15 protein-coding genes and 2 pseudogenes are annotated in these 20,105 nt (G+C 60.5%); 12 read left to right on the forward strand and 5 right to left on the reverse strand.

Features of this window, described 5'->3' with window-relative positions; genetic code table 11:
- Nucleotides 1–50 precede the first annotated feature (50 nt).
- Complete coding sequence (locus ACQ4WN_RS12040) at nt 51–2,021, reverse strand: methyl-accepting chemotaxis protein (protein ID WP_436551748.1); 1,971 nt, start codon at nt 2,019–2,021, stop codon at nt 51–53.
- A 518-nt stretch (nt 2,022–2,539) separates the two neighbouring features.
- Here ACQ4WN_RS12040 and ACQ4WN_RS12045 point away from each other — a divergent pair.
- Complete coding sequence (locus ACQ4WN_RS12045; protein WP_436551749.1) at nt 2,540–4,807, forward strand: carboxy terminal-processing peptidase; 2,268 nt, start codon at nt 2,540–2,542, stop codon at nt 4,805–4,807.
- Nucleotides 4,808–5,006: 199 nt separating this feature from the next.
- On the opposite strand, the gene ACQ4WN_RS12050 is transcribed toward ACQ4WN_RS12045, so the two are convergent.
- Complete coding sequence (locus ACQ4WN_RS12050; RefSeq protein WP_436551750.1) at nt 5,007–5,933, reverse strand: LysR family transcriptional regulator; 927 nt, start codon at nt 5,931–5,933, stop codon at nt 5,007–5,009.
- Nucleotides 5,934–6,039: 106 nt separating this feature from the next.
- Between ACQ4WN_RS12050 and ACQ4WN_RS12055 the strand changes: the two are divergent.
- Nucleotides 6,040–7,253: pseudogene (locus tag ACQ4WN_RS12055) on the forward strand (MFS transporter).
- A 122-nt stretch (nt 7,254–7,375) separates the two neighbouring features.
- Here ACQ4WN_RS12055 and ACQ4WN_RS12060 read toward each other — a convergent pair.
- A complete protein-coding gene (locus tag ACQ4WN_RS12060) occupies nt 7,376–7,687 on the reverse strand; it encodes a hypothetical protein (protein ID WP_436551766.1) in 312 nt (103 codons plus the stop codon).
- Between ACQ4WN_RS12060 and ACQ4WN_RS12065 the strand changes: the two genes are divergently transcribed.
- Genes ACQ4WN_RS12065 through ACQ4WN_RS12075 form a run of 3 tightly spaced genes read left to right on the forward strand, consistent with a single transcriptional unit; the run spans nt 7,682 to nt 8,947 of the window.
- Nucleotides 7,682–8,302: a helix-turn-helix domain-containing protein gene (locus ACQ4WN_RS12065; protein WP_436551764.1), complete on the forward strand. Its 621-nt coding sequence runs from the start codon at nt 7,682–7,684 to the stop codon at nt 8,300–8,302. The two genes, ACQ4WN_RS12060 and ACQ4WN_RS12065, sit on opposite strands and share 6 nt — an antisense overlap.
- 2 nt (nt 8,303–8,304) lie before the next feature.
- On the forward strand, nt 8,305–8,778 hold the full coding sequence (locus ACQ4WN_RS12070) for a hypothetical protein (RefSeq protein ID WP_436551751.1): 474 nt from the start codon (nt 8,305–8,307) through the stop codon (nt 8,776–8,778).
- A 37-nt stretch (nt 8,779–8,815) separates the two neighbouring features.
- On the forward strand, nt 8,816–8,947 hold the full coding sequence (locus ACQ4WN_RS12075; protein ID WP_436551752.1) for a hypothetical protein: 132 nt from the start codon (nt 8,816–8,818) through the stop codon (nt 8,945–8,947).
- Nucleotides 8,948–9,638: 691 nt separating this feature from the next.
- Here the strand turns inward: ACQ4WN_RS12075 and ACQ4WN_RS12080 are convergent.
- Nucleotides 9,639–10,322, reverse strand: a complete 684-nt coding sequence (locus ACQ4WN_RS12080) for a pentapeptide repeat-containing protein (RefSeq protein ID WP_436551753.1) — start codon at nt 10,320–10,322, stop codon at nt 9,639–9,641.
- A gap of 307 nt (nt 10,323–10,629) precedes the next feature.
- Between ACQ4WN_RS12080 and alaC the strand changes: the two genes are divergently transcribed.
- The 7 genes from alaC (at nt 10,630) to ACQ4WN_RS12115 (ending at nt 19,947) form a co-directional block, all read left to right on the forward strand.
- Entirely contained in the window at nt 10,630–11,847 is a 1,218-nt protein-coding gene (gene alaC / locus ACQ4WN_RS12085) for an alanine transaminase (RefSeq protein WP_436551754.1), read from the forward strand.
- A 363-nt stretch (nt 11,848–12,210) separates the two neighbouring features.
- On the forward strand, nt 12,211–14,499 hold the full coding sequence (metE, locus tag ACQ4WN_RS12090; protein WP_436551755.1) for a 5-methyltetrahydropteroyltriglutamate--homocysteine S-methyltransferase: 2,289 nt from the start codon (nt 12,211–12,213) through the stop codon (nt 14,497–14,499).
- 261 nt (nt 14,500–14,760) lie between these two features.
- Entirely contained in the window at nt 14,761–16,350 is a 1,590-nt protein-coding gene (locus tag ACQ4WN_RS12095) for an aspartate:alanine exchanger family transporter (RefSeq protein ID WP_436551756.1), read from the forward strand.
- Between the two features lie 302 nt (nt 16,351–16,652).
- On the forward strand, nt 16,653–17,843 hold the full coding sequence (locus ACQ4WN_RS12100; protein ID WP_436551757.1) for an acyl-CoA dehydrogenase family protein: 1,191 nt from the start codon (nt 16,653–16,655) through the stop codon (nt 17,841–17,843).
- Nucleotides 17,844–17,859: 16 nt separating this feature from the next.
- On the forward strand, nt 17,860–19,005 hold the full coding sequence (locus tag ACQ4WN_RS12105; RefSeq protein ID WP_436551758.1) for an acyl-CoA dehydrogenase family protein: 1,146 nt from the start codon (nt 17,860–17,862) through the stop codon (nt 19,003–19,005).
- A complete protein-coding gene (locus ACQ4WN_RS12110) occupies nt 19,002–19,499 on the forward strand; it encodes a MaoC family dehydratase (RefSeq protein WP_436551759.1) in 498 nt (165 codons plus the stop codon). Before ACQ4WN_RS12105 ends, ACQ4WN_RS12110 begins: the two co-directional genes overlap by 4 nt.
- The gene (locus tag ACQ4WN_RS12115) at nt 19,492–19,947 is read left to right on the forward strand and encodes a MaoC family dehydratase (protein WP_436551760.1); all 456 of its coding nucleotides are present in this window, start codon (nt 19,492–19,494) and stop codon (nt 19,945–19,947) included. Before ACQ4WN_RS12110 ends, ACQ4WN_RS12115 begins: the two co-directional genes overlap by 8 nt.
- A 7-nt stretch (nt 19,948–19,954) precedes the next feature.
- On the opposite strand, the pseudogene ACQ4WN_RS12120 reads toward ACQ4WN_RS12115, so the two are convergent.
- Nucleotides 19,955–20,105: pseudogene (locus ACQ4WN_RS12120) on the reverse strand (IS1595 family transposase); the annotation flags it as partial.

Below are 20,105 nucleotides of genomic sequence, written 5' to 3' on the forward strand. Positions count from 1 at the left end.
GCGTCTCCTGGCAAGGTGGATTCGTCCCCATCTTAGCACCAGGCATGACCTTACAGCTTGAACACACCCACCACCTGGTTCAGCTCCTGCGCCTGCTCCTGCAAGGCGTCGGCGGCCGCGGCCGCTTCTTCCACCAGGGCCGCGTTCTGCTGGGTCACCTGGTCCATCTGGGCGATGGCCTGGTTGACTTGCTCGATGCCGCTGCGCTGCTCGTCGCTCGCCTGCGCGATCTCGGCCATGATGGTGCTCACTTGCTGCACGCTCGACACCACGGTATCCATGGTGGCGCTGGCCTGGCTCACTTGCGCATGGCCCAGGTCCACCGTGCCGGCGGACGCCTGGATCAAGTCCTTGATGTCTTTCGCGGCGGCCGTCGAGCGCTGCGCCAGGGTGCGCACCTCGGTGGCGACGACGGCAAAGCCGCGCCCCTGTTCGCCGGCCCGCGCCGCTTCCACGGCTGCGTTCAAGGCCAGGATATTGGTCTGGAAGGCGATGCCGTCGATGACGCTGATGATGTCGGCGATCTTGCCCGACGAGCTGCGGATGGCGTCCATGGTGCTGGCCACCTGCGCCACGGCCGCGCCGCCTTCGGCTGCCAGGCCGGACGATGCGTGCGCCAGCCGGCTTGCCTGTTGCGCGTGATCGACGTTCTGCCGTACGGTGGAACTCAGTTCTTCCATCGAGGCGGCCGTTTCTTCCAGCGAGCTGGCTTGCTGTTCCGTGCGGCTCGACAAATCCAGATTGCCGCTGGCAATTTCACCGGACGCCGTGGCGATTTGTCCGGCGCTGCCGCGCACGTTGCTGACCACTTGCGACAAGTTGTCGCTGATGCGGTTCATGGCGCGCAGCAGGCGGCCGATTTCGTCGTGGCTATTGGTATCGAGGTGCACCGTCAGGTCGCCGGCGGCGATTTGTGCGGCGGCCGTTTCGGCGGCGGCCAGCGGGCGCGACACGAGCGCGCGCACCAGCCAGTACAGCAGCAGGGCGAAGACGAGCAGGGCGATGAAGCCGGAAATGGCCAGCTGGTTGCGCAGCTGGCGCGCTTCCACGGTGATTTCGTCCGTGAACGTGCCGCCCGCGATGATCCATTGCCAATCCTTGAATTGACGATAATACAGCTGCTTTTCGCGTGCGCTGGCGCCCGTTTCGCCTGGCGCCGTCCAGGTGTAGCGTATGGCGCCATTTTTTTGTGCCAGCATTTCCTGGATGAACAGGCGACCGTCGCTGGCCTTGAAGTCGAGCGCGCTCTTGCCTTCGCTGTTCGGGTGCAGCACCAGGTGGCCGTAATTGGCGCCGGGGGCCGTGTCGACGATATAGATGTAGCCCGTCTGGCCGATCTTGACCTGGCGAATCTTTTCTTTCAGCATGGCCAGATTCTTGCTGATATCGAGGCCGATGAACAGCACGCCCACCACCTTGCCGCCCGCATCGCGCACGGGGTCGTACTGGGTGATGTATTGCTTGCCAAACAAAGTGGCCATGCCGACGAAGCGCTGGCCCGCGCGCAGGGGTGCATAGCTGGGGTGGTTGTGGTCGAGCTGCGTGCCGATGGCCCGTTCGCCATCCTGCTTTTTCAGCGAGGTGCTGATGCGCACGAATTCATCGCCGTTGGCGGCAAAAATGGTGGCGATCACGCCCGTCTGGGCCGTGTAGCGGTCGACCAGGGCCGTGTCGAGGTTGAGCACCTTGCCGCCATTGGCCAGGGCCGGCGTGGCCTTGCCGGCCACGGCCACCATGGCGCCAGTATCGACCGTGAACGGGCCGGGAAATTCCGCCGCGAACAGGCGGGCGAAGCTGGCCGCCTCGTTGACCATGGCCGTATGGAATACCTCCGTGGTCGTCATGACGCTATTGAGTTCGCTGGTGACTGCCGCTTCGGCGCGCTGTTCCAGCACGCGCGAGGTATTGATGCTCATCATGGCAGTCAGGCTGGCGAGGATCAGGCTGACCAGGGCAAACGTGAAGACGGTAATTTTGCCGCCGACACTCCAGTGGCGGGGGGAGAACGAAATTGTAGGCATAGTTTGAGTCTGGCAAAGGGTAATCAGCTCGGCCATTCCTGGTCATGACATGACAGGCAGGGGATCTGGTAGGGGAATGCGCTTGAAACGGGGGCGTGCCAGCTTGGGAGCCGTGCACAGGCAAGCAAAATTTCAGGGTACGATGATAGCATGTTTCTTGCGTTTTGTTACTAAGTGTTTCCCGCTGGAATTATTTTTTCGTATAAAAACATCATCTGCATCAAGGATTGCAACATCAGCCCATTGACGTTTTTTGATTTCAATGGTGAGTTTGTGTATTCATCAATGCAGGGCGATGCGATTTTTGTCACGAATGTTTCACTTTGTAATGAATGGGACGCCGCCTTTAACCCGCGTTTAAGCTTCCAGGAAGAAACTGATATTCCATGGGAGACTGCCAGGCCGTATCCTGTAGAATAATATGCAGACCAGTCGTGTATTCCCCTTACTGTCTTGCTGGCTGGCGCATGCATAGCTGCGCCGCCTGGAATTGATTTAACTAATTTTCGGAGAAGCCGATGAAGAAGCAAATGATGCTGGTCACCCTGGTGCTTGCCCTGTCAGCCCACGCTGGCGCAGCCCAGACGGACAAGAGCGCCGCTCCTCCGCTCACCATGAAGCCGCTGGCCCAGCAAACGCAGGCCGCCTTGTGGGCATCGCGCGTCCTGACGCGCGTCCATTACAAAGCCATGCCGCTCGACGACGCCATGTCGGAGAAAATCTTCGACCGTTACTTCAAGTCACTGGACGCGGAAAAACTGTTCTTCGTGCAAGCCGACATCGACCGCTTCGCCCCCTTGCGCACCAGGCTCGATGACGCCATCATCAATGAAGACCTGACGGCGCCATTTGCCATCTACAATCTGTACCAGCAGCGTTTCGACGAGCGCATGGCGTATGCGCGTGAATTGCTGAAAACCAAGTTCGACTTCACCGCCGACGAGAGTTATCAGCTCGACCGCGAAAAGGCTGCCTGGCCGAAGAATGACGAGGAAGTGCGCGACCTGTGGCGCAAGCGCGTCAAGAACGACTGGCTGCGTCTGAAACTGGCGGGCAAGGAAGACAAGGCCATCCGCGAGACGCTGGACAAGCGCTATGAAAGCTACACGACCCGTGCGCGCAAGCTCAACAGCGAAGACGTGTTCCAGATCTTCATGAACGCCTACGCCATGTCGATCGAACCGCATACCAATTACCTGGGCCCGCGTGCCTCGGATAACTTCGACATCGCCATGCGCCTGTCGCTCGAAGGCATCGGCGCCGTGCTGCAGACGCGCGATGAATACACGGTGGTGCGCGAAGTTGTGCCGGGCAGCCCGGCCGGTTTGTCGGGCAAGCTGAAAGTGGGCGACCGCATCGTCGGCGTGGGGCAGGGCGAAAGCGGCCCCATCACCGAAGTGCTGGGCATGCGTATCGATGACGTGGTGCAGCTGATCCGCGGCGCCAAGGATTCCGTGGTGCGCCTCGATATCCTGCCGGCCGACGCCGGCCCGGACGCCAAGCACCTGGTCTTGCCGCTGGTGCGCAAGAAAATCAGCATGGAAGAGCAGGCGGCGAAGAAATCGATCATCGAAGTGCGGGAAAACGGCGTCAAGCGCCGCATCGGCGTGATTTCCCTGCCAACGTTCTACCAGGATTTCGAAGCGCGCCGCCGTGGCGACAAAGACTTTAAAAGCGCCACGCGCGACGTCAGCCGTTTGCTGGTCGAGTTGAAGAAGGACAAGGTCGACAACGTGCTGATCGACTTGCGCAACAACGGCGGCGGTTCGCTGAACGAAGCCGTCGAACTGACGGGCCTGTTCATCGACAAGGGCCCGGTCGTGATGCAGCGCAATGCCGAAGGCAAGGTCGACGTGGAAAGCGACACCAATGCCGGTCTGGCCTGGGATGGCCCGATGGGCGTGCTGATCAATCGCGGCTCGGCTTCCGCGTCCGAGATTTTCGCCGCCGCCGTGCAGGACTATGGCCGTGGCGTCATCATCGGCGAGGGCAGCTTCGGCAAGGGCACGGTGCAGACTCTGTTTAACCTCGACCGTTTCGGCGGCAGTGAGAAAGCCCGCTTCGGCGAGCTGAAAATGACCATCGCTCAGTTCTTCCGCATCAATGGCGGCACCACGCAGTTGCGCGGCGTCACGCCTGACATCAAGCTGCCAGCCATGTCGGACACGGAGAACTTCGGCGAATCGAGCTATGACAATGCCCTGCCATGGGTGGCCATCAAGCCGGCGCAATACATGCCGACGGGCGACCTGAAAGACATCGTGCCGCTGCTGGACAAGAAACATGAAGCGCGCGTGGCCAAGGACAAGGATTTCCAGTACTTGCTCGATGACATCGCCCTCGTCGTCAAGCAGCGAAAGGAAAACCAGATTTCGCTCAATGAAACCGTGCGCCGCAAGGAGCGCGATGCCCAGGAAGCGCGCGCCAAAGCCCGTGAAAAGCGCCTGATCGCGCAGATTTCGAATCCTGCCGACGACCTGGTCGTGATTCCCGATCCGAAAGACGTGCTGAAAGGCACGAAAGCGGCCAGCAAGACGGCCAAGCAGATCGCCGCCGTGAAGGGTGCCTTGCGCACCGACGACGGCTTGCAGGGCGACGAGCGGGCCCTGAGCGCCGAGCTGGACGCCGAAACGGCCGCCAAGAGCGCCAAAGACGTGCTGCTGAACGAAGCGGCGCGCATCCTGGCCGACGAAGTGGCGCTGATCAAGGCCGATACCCGCATGGCATCCAAGGTCTTGCCATATGGCGCGGATACCAAGGCGACGCCGGTGACGGCAGCGAAGTAAGGCTTTTCACGCAGTAAAAAGCCGGTTCCTGGCGGAGCCGGTTTTTTTTCGCCCCGATCAGTTATCTGTTTGGCGTATTTCTATCATTCCAACAATCAATTGGATCAATATGCCGCGATGCAGCATAATTCACTCGTCTCCTCTATTCTCCTCCAAGAAAATAGATTCAGCCCGCTCTCGTAGCGGGCTTTTTTTTGGTTCAGATTTTGTGCACGTGCGCTTGTACGTCGGGCTGGGAAGCCAGCAGTGCCGTGATCCAGCTGGCAAACGCCTGCAGCTTGGGCGTGGCCAGCCGCCCTTGCGGCGTCAGCAGCGACATGGGCATGGGCGTCGGCGGGTGATCTGTCAGCACGGCGACCAGCGCGCCGCTGTCGAGGTGCTCGCGCACCTGGTACAAGGCCGATTGCGCCAGGCCCAGTCCCTGCAGCGCGCAGGCGACGCTGGCGTCGGCATCGTTGACGGCGATGGGGCCGGCCATCTGCACGCGCAGCACTTCCTTGCCATGCAAGAAATCCCAGTCGAAGGCGCGTCCCGTGCGGCCCGAGTAATGCATGATGCCCTGGTGCGTAGCCAGGTCGGCCAGGGTCTGCGGCGTGCCATGCCGTGCCAGGTAAGCAGGGGACGCGCAGGTGACAAAGCGCATCAGGCCGACCTGTTTGCCGATGAAGGCGGAATCTTGCAAGGTGCCCACGCGCAAGGCGCAATCGATGCCTTCCTGCGTCAGGTCGACCAGGCGGTCCGTCAGGCTCAGCTGCAATTGCACATCCGGCCAGGCGGCGTGGAATTGTGCGATATGGGGCATGACGAGGCGTCGTCCCACCGTATTGGGCAGGTTGATGCGTAGCAAGCCGCGCGGTTTTGTCGCGTCGGGGCCACGGAACGCCAGTTCCGCCATGTCGACGGCCTTCAGGATATCGATGCAGTGGCGAAAGTACTCGGCGCCCTCCGGCGTCAGGGACAAACGGCGGGTGGTTCGCTGCAGCAATTGCGTGCCCAGGTAGGCTTCCAGCTTTTGCAGGGTGGCCGTCAGCGCGGCGCGTGGCAAATTCAAGGTCTCGGCCGCCTTGGAAAAACTGTTGGCTTCGACGATGCGCACGAAGGTTTGCATGGCCTTGATCTTGTCCATCGCGATTGTTCATCTTATGTGAAAAGTGTAAGTAGATTATGCCCTAATTATCTTTGCCCCGGTTTTGCCTAGAATGGCCACATCCCTATCGAACCGAGGAAACAACATGAACAAGGCCTCATCTTCTGCTCCCCACGACATTGCGCCCGCCATGGTGCTGCTGCTGGCCATCGCTTCCGGCCTGATCGTCGCCAATCTGTATTACGCGCAAACCCTGGTCGGGCCCATCAGCGCTTCGACGGGCCTGTCGGCCAAGGCGGCCGGGCTGATCGTCACCCTGACGCAGGTAGGGTATACGCTGGGCCTGCTGTTTGTCGTGCCGCTGGGCGACTTGCTGGAAAACCGGCGCCTGATCATCACGGCCTTGCTGGTGACGGCCACGGCCCTGGTGGCGGCGGCCCTCGCCACGGGCGCCGTAGTGTTCCTGGCCGCTGCGCTGGCCATCGGCCTCGGCTCCGTGGCGGCGCAAGTGATCGTGCCGTTTGCCGCCCACCTGTCGCAGGAAGCGACGCGGGGACAAACCGTGGGCAAGGTGGTCAGTGGCTTGTTGCTGGGTATCATGCTGGCCCGTCCCGTGGCCTCGCTGGTGGCCGCGCACGCCAGCTGGCACGTGGTGTTTGGCGGCGCTGCCGTGTTGATGCTGGCCTGGCAGCTGTCCTGCGCCGCGTCTTGCCCGTGCGTCAGCCGGTGTCGGACATGCGCTATCCGGCCCTGATGGCTTCGCTGTGGCACTTGCTGCTGGGCACGCCCGTGCTGCGCCGCCGCGCCGCCTACCATGCGGGCCTGTTTGGCGCCTTCAGCCTGTTCTGGACCGTCACGCCGTTGGTGCTGGCCAGTTCCGCATTCGGCCTGTCGCAAACGGGCATCGCCATCTTTGCCCTGGTGGGCATGGCGGGCGCCGTTGCCTCGCCCATCGCGGGCCGCCTGGCCGATGCCGGCCACACTTTGCCGGCCACGGCTGCCGCGCTGGCGCTGGGCATCGTCGCCTTTGCCTTACCCATGTTCGCACCAACATCGAAGCACTTGGCGCTGGGCTTGCTGGTGGTGGCATCCATCGTGCTCGACATGGGGGTGGCGGCGAATCTGGTACTGGGCCAGCGCGCCATCTTCAGCCTGGGCGCGGAAGTGCGGGGCCGCCTGAACGGCTTGTATTTCGCGCTGTTCTTTGCCGGCGGCGCGGCCGGCTCGGCTATCGGCGCCTGGGTGTACGCCAGCTACGGCTGGCCAGCGACCTTGCTGACAGGCATGGCATTTCCGGGCCTGGCCTTGCTGGTGTGGTTGCTGGAATTCTTGCCGCTGGCCACGCATCGCACGGCTTGAAACCCTGATGTCGCCTCATTATCACTGACAGGTATTTCTATCATCATGAATATAAAGTGGCGTGATATGCCGCAATGCCGCAAGATACATCTGTCTCCTCTATCTCCTCCAAGGAAATAGATTCAGCCCGCTCCCGTAGCGGGCTTTTTTTTGGTTCTTCGCGTTTGGTGGGGGAAGATGGGCTTGACGTTTTTGCTGGAAGGGGGGGGGCAGCGAGGGTTTTGAATTGGTAAATTGATGTCGCCAAACAAAACAATTACCTTACCACCCTCGCCGCCATGCTCAATGTTATGTCGTCCCTTCCATGTTGGGAAGGGTATCTTGTCGATTCCGTCGTCGGACAAGACGATGATTCGCTGCTCATCGTTCTCAATGCCTGCCCGAATGCCGACGCTCTTTGCGGTAGTTGTCGCCAGCCCTGTGCGCTGGTGCATGAACGGCGCTGGCGGCCCATACGGGACCGGGATATTTTGGATCGGCGGGTTTGGCTAAGGGTGCCAATCCGACGCCTGGACTGCCACCACTGCGATGCTCGCGTCACCGAGCATATCGCTTGGCTGGACCGGCGATCGCGCATGACCCACCGCGTTCGCATCTGGGTCGAGGCGCTGGTACAACTGCTGCCAATCAAACACGTTTCCCAATTGACAGGCCTGCACTGGCACACGATCAAGGCCATTGACCAACAGCGGTTAGAACACCTTAACCTCGATGATGAACATGCTATCAAACTCAACGAACTGCTCGCGGCCAACGCCCCTCTGTCTACCGTCTATTTGCTCAAAACCGAACTCAAGGAAATATGGTTGCTCAATCGCTTTGGTGGCGCGGCTACGCGCATGGCCGGCACCGAACGGACGACCTGCTCATCGAGGGAGCGAGAGCAGCACCAAGGCGTGGAAAACGAGCTGGAACAATGCCCAAGCCGCCACACTGACCGCTATATCCCCCGAAATTACCAAACAAAAAGAAAGGTAGTCACCCAAAAACTGGACAAATCAACTACTATTGCACACCGCAAATATCAATCTTACAAAATAGGTTTTTAGCTATGGATTTCAGCAGATTTATCGGTTGGCTACTCTTGAACGTTGGGGTTCCATTACTGGGTCCAATTGCGCTATTGCCACTATTGGGTGCGGGCAAGAAGTACAGAGGGCGCGTCCGCAAGCTTATCAGGCGGTCTCTTCAGGAAGGCCAGCTTTTCTGGACGGTGATTGCCATGTGTGCAGCTGCGTCGTACGAGGCTGCCGTTCACCTTGGTGAATTGAAAGTCACCCCTAAGGATATTTCCTTTGGTAGTACAATTGCTTGGACCGCGATCGTTTGGCACAGTGCAATCATCATAATTTCATCGGTGCTAGTTTTGCTGGGTACGATGGACGCTGCTGACGAAGAAGCCCATGCGGCTAGTATCCAGGCCGCGGAGGGAGTGGACCAAGCTCCGCGTATTATGGTGGTTTCGATATGGATGTCGATAGCAACAGCCGTCTCATTTACCGCCACACACTTGTGGGCAAGCTAAGATGCTACACTAGATAGAGCTAACAAGGAGTTTCATCATGGCAAAAATTATCCAATACGTTTCTCAACCTGCTGGCCGTGACAAGGTAATGAAGGACCTTGGCCTGTTCAGTGTGGTCGGCGCAACGATTGTCTCTGCTATCTTGCTGGCAGCTGCGTTCTTGCGTTGATACCCCGGTAGTGCAACAGAGGCGCCTGAGTGCGCCTTTTGTTATTTAAGAGCCATCTTTTTCAAAAGCCTTGCGCTCACTCCGGCAACTCTTCGAGGAAATGCGCAGCGCCGTACCGGCTGACTAGCGCACGGGAGCGTCGCCCTCCGTAACTCCTCGCCCAATCCTCTGCCAAGCCTATCTCCTCGACGGCTATTGCTCCATCGAATTGCTTCAGGGTAGCTTGCAATGCAGTTCTGTTCTGACGGAGTTCGTCTCGGCGGCCAGCTAGTGCTTCAGCTAACTCAAGGTTCTTTACCATCAAATCGTCGAGGAAGGCTAACTCATCGTTTAAGTTGGCAAGCAGTTTCGCCAAGTGAGTGCGTGTCGTCTGCGTCCGTGTTCGTGTCAGGCGAATAGTTGTGTCGAATGCTTGAAGGGTGTCTTGCACTCGAGCTATCTCTGCTGCCAGGAGACTGTGTTGACCTTGAAGCTTGTCGAGCTCGCCCGCGAGGGTGCCTCGTTCTACGAGGAGCCATTTCAATTCGGGTGCGGTGTGGGTTGTCAATTTTAGGGTACATGAAGTGAACAATACCCACGTACAGCGACGGTGCAAGGGCAAATTCATGCTGTGCCGCCGCATCTTTAGACCCTTTGAGTCCAATTCAGACGTTTTTTGGCCATTTGCTTATTAACACCCTGCCTGTTGAAATCAGATCACCACCAGATCGAGCGCGCGCATGAAGTTGGCTGCCTGCGCATGCGTGATGACGGCGCCTTTCAGCAAGGCCGCTTCGCTCAGCTTGAAACCGTCGATATCGGCGCCGCGCAAGTCGGCGCCCTGGAATTTCGCCAGCTTGATGGTGGCATTGCGCAAGCTGCCCCCTTCGAAGACGGCGTCGCGGAAATCGCAGCCGGCCAGGTAGGCGTCGGAAAAGTCCAGCTGTTTCAATATGGCCTTGCGGAAAGAAAAGCCGCGCAAGTCGGCGCCCACCAGCAGGCTGTCTTCGAAGGTGAGGCCCAGGTGGGCCACTTCCTCGAACGAGGCGCCCGTCAGTTTGCAGCCCCGGAACGTGACCGAGGCCAGCTTGGCGCGCCGCCATTTCGTGTTGTTCAAATCGCAGCCTTCGAACGTGGCATCGACGGCGTCCACGGATTCGAAATCGGCGTTGCCAGCGCGGCAGCGGCGCCAGGTGCTGCGCGCCAGCTTGCTGGCGAACAAGCTGGTGTCGGCAAAGGTGCAGCGCTCGAAGGTGCAGCCCTGCAAATCGAGGCGCGACAAGTCTTCGCCGTCGAAGGCGCAATCGATGAAGTGGTGCACTGGCAGGGCCAGCTGCTGCTCGATGCCGGCGCGGTCCAGGGTCATGCCCGTTACTGCGGTGTCGTGTGTTGCCATCCGTCTCATTCCTAAAGTGAAGCAGGGGAGGGATGGCGCGGCGGAAAGATGCGCGAACCAGAACACCTCCCCGGCTGGTGTAACAGCCAAAGGTCAGCGCCGTGGGTCCGCGTGGGCGGGAGCATGCTGGACGGTGCCAGGCACATACCGGGTTACCAACCGGTGCGCTCATTTTCGATCAGTGCGTATTGTAGCGCGTCCGAATCGCCCTTGCCAGTTTGCGCAAGCTCGGGTTAGCATCGTTGCAGGCGCATGCATTGCGCCAACGTCGCTCGGACGGATCCGGGCGCTTACGTAAAGAGATACCATGACCGACAGCCAAGCTCCGCGCAGCTTTTCGCGCATCAATCGCCTTCCCCCCTACGTTTTCAATATTACCGCCGAGCTCAAGATGGCCGCGCGCCGCCGTGGCGAGGATATCATCGACATGTCGATGGGCAATCCCGATGGCGCCACGCCTGCCCACATCGTGGAAAAACTGGTTGAAACGGTGAAACGCCCCGACACGCACGGCTATTCCGCCTCGAAGGGCATTCCCCGTTTGCGCCGCGCGATTGCGCACTGGTACAAGAAGCGTTACGAGGTCGATATCGACCCGGACAGCGAAGCCATCGTCACCATCGGTTCGAAAGAGGGCCTGGCCCATTTGATGCTGGCGACACTCGACCGTGGCGACACGGTGCTGGTGCCCAACCCCAGCTACCCCATCCACATCTGGGGGGCCGTGATCGCGGGCGCCGATATCCGTTCCGTGCGCATGGGGCCGGGCGTGGATTTCTTTGCCGAACTGGAACGGGCCATCCGCGAAAGCTATCCGAAACCGAAGATGATGGTGTTGGGTTTTCCGTCCAACCCCACCGCGCAATGCGTGGAGCTGGAATTCTTTGAAAGAGTCGTGGCGCTGGCAAAGCAGCACAATATTTTGGTGGTGCATGATCTGGCGTATGCCGACATCACCTTCGATGGCTGGAAAGCGCCGTCGATCATGCAGGTGCCCGGTGCGCGCGACGTGGCCGTCGAGTTTTTCACCATGTCGAAAAGCTACAATATGGCGGGCTGGCGCATCGGTTTCATGGTTGGCAACGCGGAACTGGTGTCGGCCCTGGCGCGCATCAAGAGCTACCACGACTATGGCAGTTTTACGCCCGTGCAAGTGGCGGCCATCGCGGCGCTGGAAGGCGACCAAAGCTGCGTGACGGAGATTTGCGCCCAGTACCAGCGCCGCCGTGATGTGCTGGTGAAAGGCTTGCATGAAGCTGGCTGGATGGTGGAAAAACCGAAGGCCTCGATGTATATCTGGGCGCACATCCCCGAAGCGTATCGCCACCTGGGTTCGCTGGAGTTTGCCAAGCTGCTACTGCAAAAGGCCAAGGTGAGCGTCTCGCCCGGTATCGGTTTCGGCGAATATGGCGATGAATACGTGCGCTTCGCCCTGATCGAAAACGAAGCCAGGGTGCGGCAAGCATTACGCGGCATCAAGAATATGTTGCGTTCTGGCGACGGGAAAGCGGAGGTGGCAGCATAAAAGTTGCCGCATGGAATGCTTCGTTGCCCCTAATATCACTATTGCGTATTTCTGACATCACGAATATAAAGTGGTTTTATATGCTGCAACGCGGCATCATGCACTTGTCTCCTCTATCTTCCTCCAAGGAAATAGATTCAGCCCGCTCTCGCAGCGGGCTTTTTTTTGCCTGTCGTTCTGGCCCGGGTTCCGGCCGGCACGCTCGCCAAACGAGGTGGTCACTTCGCGCAGCACGGCCAGGCAGATGCGTTCGATTATGATTTCATATGAATATTAATCATTAATGTATGAGGTTTTACCATTATTTTTCATGGATAGAAGCCTCTATGATGACTGCATACTTCACGAGGAGGCATTACCACCATGACCGTCACCACACACAATTTGGGCTACCCGCGCATCGGCGCCAAACGCGAATTGAAATTCGCCCTGGAAGATTACTGGAAGGGCCAAAGCAGCCTGGAAGCGCTGGAAGGCCATGGCGCCGAATTGCGCCAGCGTCACTGGCAAGTGCAGAATGCGCTGGACCTGGCGCCCGTCGGTGACTTTTCCTTCTACGACCAGGTGCTGGACTTGAGCTTTACGCTTGGCAACTTGCCGCAGCGCGTGCGTGGCTTGAGTGGCGCGGCGCTCGACAACTATTTCCGCGTGGCCCGTGGCCGTTCGGCCAGCGACAGCGATTGCAACTGCGTGCATGCCGGTGAAATGACGAAATGGTTCGACACCAATTACCATTACATCGTGCCGGAATTTGCGGCCGACACGCAATTCAAGCTCGACAGCAGCCGCTTGTTGCAGCAACTGGCACAAGCGCGCCAGTTGAAAGTGAAAGCCAAGCCCGTGCTGATCGGCCCTGTCACCTACTTGTGGCTGGGCAAGGCCAAGGACGATTCCGACAAGCTGGCGCTGCTGCAAGGCTTGCTGCCCGTCTACGTGCAACTGCTGCAGGAACTGGCCGCGCAAGGCGTGGAATGGGTACAGATCGACGAACCCATCCTCGTCACGGAGCTCGACAGCGCCTGGCAGCAGGCGCTCGTCACGGCTTATGATGCCTTGAGCAAAGTCAGTAACGTCAAAGTGCTGCTGGCCACGTATTTCGGCAAGCTGCAAGATAACCTGGCACTGGCGTGCAAATTGCCGGTCCAGGGCTTGCACCTGGACGCCATCAACGCCCGCGATGAAGTAGGGCAAGTGATCGCCCAATTACCCGCCACCAGCGTGCTGTCGCTGGGCGTGGTGAACGGCCGCAATATCTGGAAAACGGACTTGAACGAAGTGCTGGCATGGCTGGAACCGGTGCATGCCAGCCTGCAGTCGCGCCTGTGGATCGCCCCGTCGTGCTCGCTGCTGCACGTACCCGTCGACCTGAACAGTGAGCAAAAGCTCGATGCCGATATCCAGTCCTGGCTGGCCTTTGCCCGTCAAAAACTCGATGAAGTGCACACCATCGCCGGCGCACTGAACCATGGCCGCGCCTCCGTGCAAGCGGCGCTGGACGCCAATCATGCAGCCGTGCACGCGCGCCGCCAGTCGAGCCGCGTGCACAATCCTGACGTGAAAGCGGCGGTGGCCCGCATCGATGCGACCTTGGGCCAGCGCGCCAGCGGCTATGCCGTGCGTGCCGCCAAGCAAGGCGCGTTGCTGCAACTGCCGCTGTATCCGACGACGACCATCGGCTCCTTCCCGCAGACGGCGGAAATCCGCCAGGCGCGCAGCCAGTTCCGCAGCGGCCAGCTGGACGAAGCCAGCTACAAAAAGCTGATGCAGGCGGAAATCGCCCATTGCGTCAAGGAACAGGAAATCCTGGGCCTGGACGTGTTCGTGCATGGCGAAGCGGAACGCAATGACATGGTCGAATATTTTGGCGAGCAGCTCGACGGCTACGCCTTCAGCCAGTTCGGCTGGGTGCAATCGTATGGTTCGCGCTGCGTCAAACCGCCTATTTTGTTCGGCGACATCAGCCGCCCCCGTGCCATGACGGTCGAGTGGAGCACCCACGCCCAGTCGCTGACGGACAAACCGATGAAAGGCATGCTGACGGGGCCCGTCACCATCCTGAACTGGTCCTTCGTGCGCGACGACCAACCCCGTTCCGTATCGTGCTACCAGCTGGCGCTGGCCATCCGCGCTGAAGTGCTGGACCTGGAGCAGGCCGGTATTCGCGTGATCCAGATCGACGAGGCGGCGCTGCGCGAAGGCTTGCCACTACGCAAGTCGCAATGGGCCGAATACCTGCGCTGGGCCGTCGAATCGTTCCGCATCACGGCCAATGGCGTGGCCGACGAGACGCAAATCCACACGCACATGTGCTATTCGGAATTCAACGACATCATCGCGCAGATCGCCGACATGGATGCGGACGTCATCACGATCGAAACCTCGCGTTCCGACATGGAATTGCTGGACGCCTTCGATGACTTCAACTATCCGAACGAAATCGGCCCTGGCGTCTACGACATCCACTCGCCCAACATTCCAGGCCAGGATCAAATGGTGAAACTGATGCGCAAGGCTGCCGAGCGGATCCCCGCGCAGCGCCTGTGGGTCAACCCCGATTGCGGCTTGAAGACGCGCGGCTGGAAAGAAGTCATTCCCGCACTGGCGAACATGGTGGCAGCGGCAAAAACCTTGCGCGGCGATAACGCGACCTGAGCTTGGCCGGGGGAACGGGCAGATATAGGGAATAGCTATTTCTATCATCACAACATGCAATTGGATAATGATGCTGCGATGCGGCATCATTCATCTGTCTCCTCTACTTCCTCCAAGGAAATAGATTCAGCCCGCTCCCGTAGCGGGCTTTTTTTTGCCCGTATTTGAGCGCATCCACGTGCGCACGCTTGCTTGTCACCATCGCCATCATGTTGCTTTTGTGCATGCTAAACTGGGCCTTCTCCAGATCAAGGTTGTCTGATGCTGCAATTATTTCGCCACACGCTGGAGTCCACGCCCATCCTCGCCCTGTTTATCGTCATCGGCGCCGGTTATGCACTGGGGCGCATCAGCGTGTTCGGCTTTTCGCTGGGCGTGGGCGGCGTGCTGTTCGCGGGGCTGGCGCTGGGCGCATTCGCCCCCGGAGCCGTGCCGCCGCCGATGGTCGGCTCCATCGGCTTGCTGCTGTTTTTATATGGCATCGGCGTGCAGTATGGCGTGCAATTTTTCGCCGGCTTGCGCGGCGCAGGACAGAAACACAACCTGGTCGCCTTTGCCGCCGTCATGGGCGGCCTGGCCGTGTCCGTCTGGGGCGGGCAGTGGATCGATATCTCGCTGCGCATGGCCAGCGGCGTGTTTGCCGGCGCCATGACCAGCACGGCGGCCCTGCAGGCGGCGCTGGAAGCGTCGCACGGCAATGGCGACGCAGCCGTCGGCTATGCCGTCGCGTATCCGTTCGGCGTGGTCGGCCCCATGCTGGGCTTGTACCTGGCCGGGCGGATATTAAAGCCCGTGCTGACCCCGCCGCCCGCACCCATCGTCGTGTCGGAAATTACCATCGATGCAGCGAAATTGGCGGGTGCGGCCCTGTCCGAACTGGCCGATGGTCCGCTGGCGGGCGTGCAAGTAATCGGCGTGCGCCAGGGGCACCAGAACCGCTTGCCCGATCCGGGCTTGGTGCTCGGCGTGGGCGATGCGCTGATGGTATCGGGCACGGTGGCGGGCGTGGAAGCGGCGCGCACGGCGCTGGGCCACCTGGACCCGGGCCGCTTGATGAAGGATCGCAGCGCCTTCGACGGCACGGAAGTGTTCGTGTCGGACGCGGAAATCGTCGGCGTGCCCTTGGGCGAGCTGAACCTGTCAAAGGATTTTCCCCTGCAAATCGCCTTCATACGCCGCGGCGACGCCATGATTTTGCCCCATCCCTTCCTGACCCTGGAATTTGGCGACCGCGTGATGGCCATTGCGCCGGCGAAACACGCGGCCGACGTGCGCAAGCTGTTCGGCAATTCCATCACGGCCACGGCCGAGTTCAGCTATGTCTCGCTGGGCATGGGCATGGTGCTGGGTGTGCTGCTGGGACTGGTGCCGATACCGTTGCCGTGGATAGGCTCGTTCAGCCTGGGCCTGGCTGGCGGGCCACTGGTGATGGCGCTGATCCTGGGGCGCCTGGGCCGTGTCGGCAAGATCAGCTGGCGCTTGCCCCTGTCGGCCAATCTGGTCATGCGCAACTATGGCTTGACGATTTTCCTCGCCTCCGTGGGCATGGCATCCGGTTTGCCTTTCGTGCAGCAGGTAGGCGCTGATGGCTTGCCCATGCTGGCGCTCGGCGCCGTGACGGTGCTGGTGGTGGTGGCGCTGGTGGTGATCCTAGGCAAGGTTTTCCTGCGCCTGCCGTTTCCTGAATTGCTGGGCATTGCGGCCGGCGCCACTGGCAACCCGGCCGTGCTGGTGTTCGCCAACCGCCTGGCAAAGTCGGACCGCCCGAACCTGGGCTATGCCATGATTTTTCCCAGCATGACCATCGTCAAGATTGTCGCCGTGCAAGTGCTGCTGCATTTGTATGGCTGAGTTTAGCCAGACACAGCCCTATCATCGACAAGCTTTTTAAACTGACCACGTTGGAAATATCAAAGCTACCAGAGCCTGTCTTTAGAGACGCAGGCTGGAAGGGACCGAAGAGTCAAGCAGCCAGCCAATTCCGGCCACTTCCAAGCAACTTCAGCCACTATCCTTTGCTGCGCCGGTCATTGAAAAGGCCCGGCGCTGTCCCCATTCTGTTGTACAATCCTTGAGAACGGTCGTGCTTTTTTGTGCGCTGAGCTTCCTTGCGTGCAGTCATCACGGCAACTTATAAGAACAAGGAGACAGACATGGACTTGCATTACACGGCCGAGGAGAACGCCTTCCGCGACACGGTGCGCGCCTTCCTCGACACGCATTTGCCGGCGGATTTGCAGTGCAAGGTGCGCCAGCATTTGCGCCTGAAGCGTGACGATTATGTGCGCTGGCACAAGATAGTCGCGCAACAAGGCTGGGCCGCGCCGGCCTGGCCCGTCGAATATGGCGGCACGGGCTGGACGGCCGTGCAGCGCCATATATGGGAAGATGAGTGCGCGCGCGCCGCGACGCCGCCCATCCTGCCTTTCGGCATCAACATGGTGGCGCCCGTCATCATGGCCTTCGCCAACGCCGAACAAAAAGCATCCTACTTGCCGCGCATTTTGAACTGCGACGACTGGTGGTGCCAGGGTTATTCGGAGCCGGGCGCCGGTTCCGACTTGGCTTCCCTGAAAACCACGGCCCAGCGCGACGGCGACCATTACATCGTGAATGGCCAGAAAACCTGGACCACGCTGGGCCAGCATGCTGACATGATTTTTTGCCTAGTGCGCACGGATAGCACGGTGCGCAAGCAGGAAGGCATCAGTTTCTTGCTGATTGACATGAAAACGCCGGGCATCAGCGTGCGCCCCATCATCATGCTCGATGAAGAGCATGAAGTGAATGAAGTCTTCTTTGACAATGTGCGCGTGCCAGTCAGTAATTTGGTGGGCCAGGAAAACAAGGGCTGGACTTACGCCAAGTATCTGCTGGGGCACGAGCGCACGGGCATCGCCGCCGTGGGCCGCTCGAAGCGCGAGCTGACTTTCCTCAAGCAACTGGCCATGCAGCAAGCCAAGCGCGGCGCGCCGCTGCTGCACGATCCCGCTTTTGCCGCCAAGGTGGCTACCCTGGAAATCGAATTGATGGCGCTGGAAATGACGGTCTTGCGCGTCATCAGCGACGAGGGCAAGGGTCCGGGACCGCAGGCCTCGATGCTGAAGGTGCGCGGCTCGGAATTACAGCAGCAACTGACGGAACTGATGGTGGAAGCCCTCGGCCCGCAAGCCTTGCCTTTCGACCCGGCATTTCTTGACGGCAGCGCGCCGCACAGCGCTGGCGGCGATGACCTGGCCGCGCCGCTGGCCGCCTACTACTTCAATTACCGCAAGACATCGATCTATGGCGGCTCGAATGAAATCCAGAAAAACATCATCACCCAGATGATCCTCGGCCTGTAAGCCAGAAGGAGACGACATGGACTTCCAATTTAATCAGGAACAGCAGCAATTTGCCGACGCGCTCAGGCGCTGGGTCGACAAGGATTATCCGTTTGAAACGCGCAAGCAAATCGTCCACTCGGCCACGGGTACGTCGGATGCCGCCTGGGCCACCCTGGCCGAACTGGGCATGACGGCCTTGCCGCTGCCGGCCGGCGCGGGCGGCTTCGACGGCACGGCCGTGGACATGCTGCTGGTGATGCAGGAACTGGGGCGCGGCCTGGTGGTCGAACCGTATCTGGCCACCGTGCTGGGCGCGCGCTTTCTCACCTTGGCGGGCGGCCACGATGCCATGCTGGAACAGGTCGCCAGCGGCAGCCTGAAGCTCGCGTGCGCGCTGGGCGAGCGCCAGTCGCGCCACGATATGCACGATATCACCACCACGGCCATCGCCGGCGGCGACGGTTTCGTGCTCGATGGCGAGAAAACCGTCGTCATCCATGGCGCGCAGGCCGGCGTGCTGATCGTCTCGGCGCGCAGCGGCGGCAGCCAGGATGACACGGACGGCATCTCGCTGTTCCTCGTGCCTGTTGATGCACCGGGCGTCAGCGTGCGCGACTATCGCACCATCGATGGCCAGCGCGCCGCCACCGTGACCCTGGTGCAAGTGGTGCTGGGGCATGACGCCCTGCTCGGCCGGGCGGGGCAGGGCTGGCCTGTGCTCGATGCAGCGCTTGACTACGGCGCCACCCTGCTGTGCGCGGAAGCCGTGGGCGCCATGGACGCCATCTTTGCCGCCACCCTCGAGTATCTGAAGACGCGCCAGCAATTCGGCGCGCCGATCGGCAAGTTCCAGGCCTTGCAGCACCGCATGGCCGACATGTTCATTCACCTGGAGCAGGCGCGCTCGATGGCCATGCTGGCCGCCGCCAAGGTCGATAGCGACGACGTGTTTGATCGCCGCCGCACGGTATCCGCCGCCAAAGCGCGGGTGGGACTGGCCGCCACCTTTGTCGGCCAGCAAGCCGTGCAATTGCATGGCGGCATGGGCGTGACGGACGAATTGCCTGCCGCCCACCATTTCAAACGCCTGTCCATGATCGGCCTGACCCTGGGCGACGTGGAGCACCATATCGAGCGCTTTATCGCCCAGCCGGGCTTCTTGCCGACGGAGACCGCATGAGCGCATTGACCGGAATCAAACCCAAGCACTGGTATTTCGAAGATTTCACGCAGGGACTGGAAATCGACCTGGGCCAGCGCCACGTGACGGAAAGGGAAATCATCGCCTTCGCCACGGATTTCGACCCGCAGCCGTTCCACGTCGACCACGCGGCTGCCGAAAAGACCATCTTCAAGGGCGTCATCGCCAGCGGCTGGCATACCTGCGGCATGATGATGCGCCTGGTGGTGGACAATCTGCTCAAGCACTCGTCCAGCATGGGCTCGCCCGGCCTGGACAGCATCCGCTGGCTCAAACCCGTGCGCGCTGGCGACACCCTGCACCTGACTTACCATGTCAAGGAAGTGCGGCCATCGACGTCCAAGCCGGACCGTGGCATCGTCATTTCCGTGTGGAGCGTGCGCAACCAGCATGGCGAAGTCGTTACCACCGTCGAGGGCATGGGCATGTTCGGCCGCCGCCCGGTGGAACAAGGGGAGCCGTCCCGTGCGTGATATCGCCGGCATCGCCGGTTTTCAAGCATTGGCGGGGCAGCACGTGGCCGTCTCCGACTGGCTCACTATCACCCAGCAGCGCATCGACACCTTTGCCGACGCCACGGACGACCATCAGTGGATCCACGTCGATGCCGGGCGCTGTGAGCGCGAGTCGCCCTACGGCTGTACCGTGGCGCATGGTTTCCTGACACTTTCTCTGTTGCCTGCCATGCTGCAGGGAGCCTTGCACATGGCCGGCATCCGCATGGCCATCAACTACGGCCTGAACAAGGTGCGCTTCCCCGCGCCCGTGCCCGTCGGCAGCCGATTGCGCGCGCGGCTCGACATTCTTTCCGTGGAAGACTTGCCGGAAGGGGCGCAAGTGAACTGGGCCGTCACCATGGAAAGGGAAGGCGACCCGAAACCCGTGTGCGTGGCGGACTTCCTGATGCGCTGCTATCCGTAAATAATGGCTATGTCACCGTAAGGTGTGGGAACTCTCCCATAGTTGCCTTCAACAATGTTTCCGGGGAGCGGATGCGTCCGGCGTCGAGTATCCAGCGCCACCCCAGATAATTCGGCAGGTAATGGCTGGCTACCCCGTGGAATATGCGCAGCCAGCCG

The sequence above is a fragment of the Janthinobacterium pasteuri genome, assembly GCF_051380775.1.
Taxonomy (GTDB): domain Bacteria; phylum Pseudomonadota; class Gammaproteobacteria; order Burkholderiales; family Burkholderiaceae_D; genus Janthinobacterium.

Coding starts and splice junctions, on each gene's coding strand:
- ACQ4WN_RS12040 (WP_436551748.1), bottom strand. CDS start 2,021: ATGCCTACAATTTCGTTCTCCCCCCGCCACTGGAGTGTCGGCGGCAAA.
- ACQ4WN_RS12045 (WP_436551749.1), top strand. CDS start 2,540: ATGAAGAAGCAAATGATGCTGGTCACCCTGGTGCTTGCCCTGTCAGCC.
- ACQ4WN_RS12050 (WP_436551750.1), bottom strand. CDS start 5,933: ATGGACAAGATCAAGGCCATGCAAACCTTCGTGCGCATCGTCGAAGCC.
- ACQ4WN_RS12060 (WP_436551766.1), bottom strand. CDS start 7,687: ATGCACCAGCGCACAGGGCTGGCGACAACTACCGCAAAGAGCGTCGGC.
- ACQ4WN_RS12070 (WP_436551751.1), top strand. CDS start 8,305: ATGGATTTCAGCAGATTTATCGGTTGGCTACTCTTGAACGTTGGGGTT.
- ACQ4WN_RS12075 (WP_436551752.1), top strand. CDS start 8,816: ATGGCAAAAATTATCCAATACGTTTCTCAACCTGCTGGCCGTGACAAG.
- ACQ4WN_RS12080 (WP_436551753.1), bottom strand. CDS start 10,322: ATGGCAACACACGACACCGCAGTAACGGGCATGACCCTGGACCGCGCC.
- alaC (WP_436551754.1), top strand. CDS start 10,630: ATGACCGACAGCCAAGCTCCGCGCAGCTTTTCGCGCATCAATCGCCTT.
- metE (WP_436551755.1), top strand. CDS start 12,211: ATGACCGTCACCACACACAATTTGGGCTACCCGCGCATCGGCGCCAAA.
- ACQ4WN_RS12095 (WP_436551756.1), top strand. CDS start 14,761: ATGCTGCAATTATTTCGCCACACGCTGGAGTCCACGCCCATCCTCGCC.
- ACQ4WN_RS12100 (WP_436551757.1), top strand. CDS start 16,653: ATGGACTTGCATTACACGGCCGAGGAGAACGCCTTCCGCGACACGGTG.
- ACQ4WN_RS12105 (WP_436551758.1), top strand. CDS start 17,860: ATGGACTTCCAATTTAATCAGGAACAGCAGCAATTTGCCGACGCGCTC.
- ACQ4WN_RS12110 (WP_436551759.1), top strand. CDS start 19,002: ATGAGCGCATTGACCGGAATCAAACCCAAGCACTGGTATTTCGAAGAT.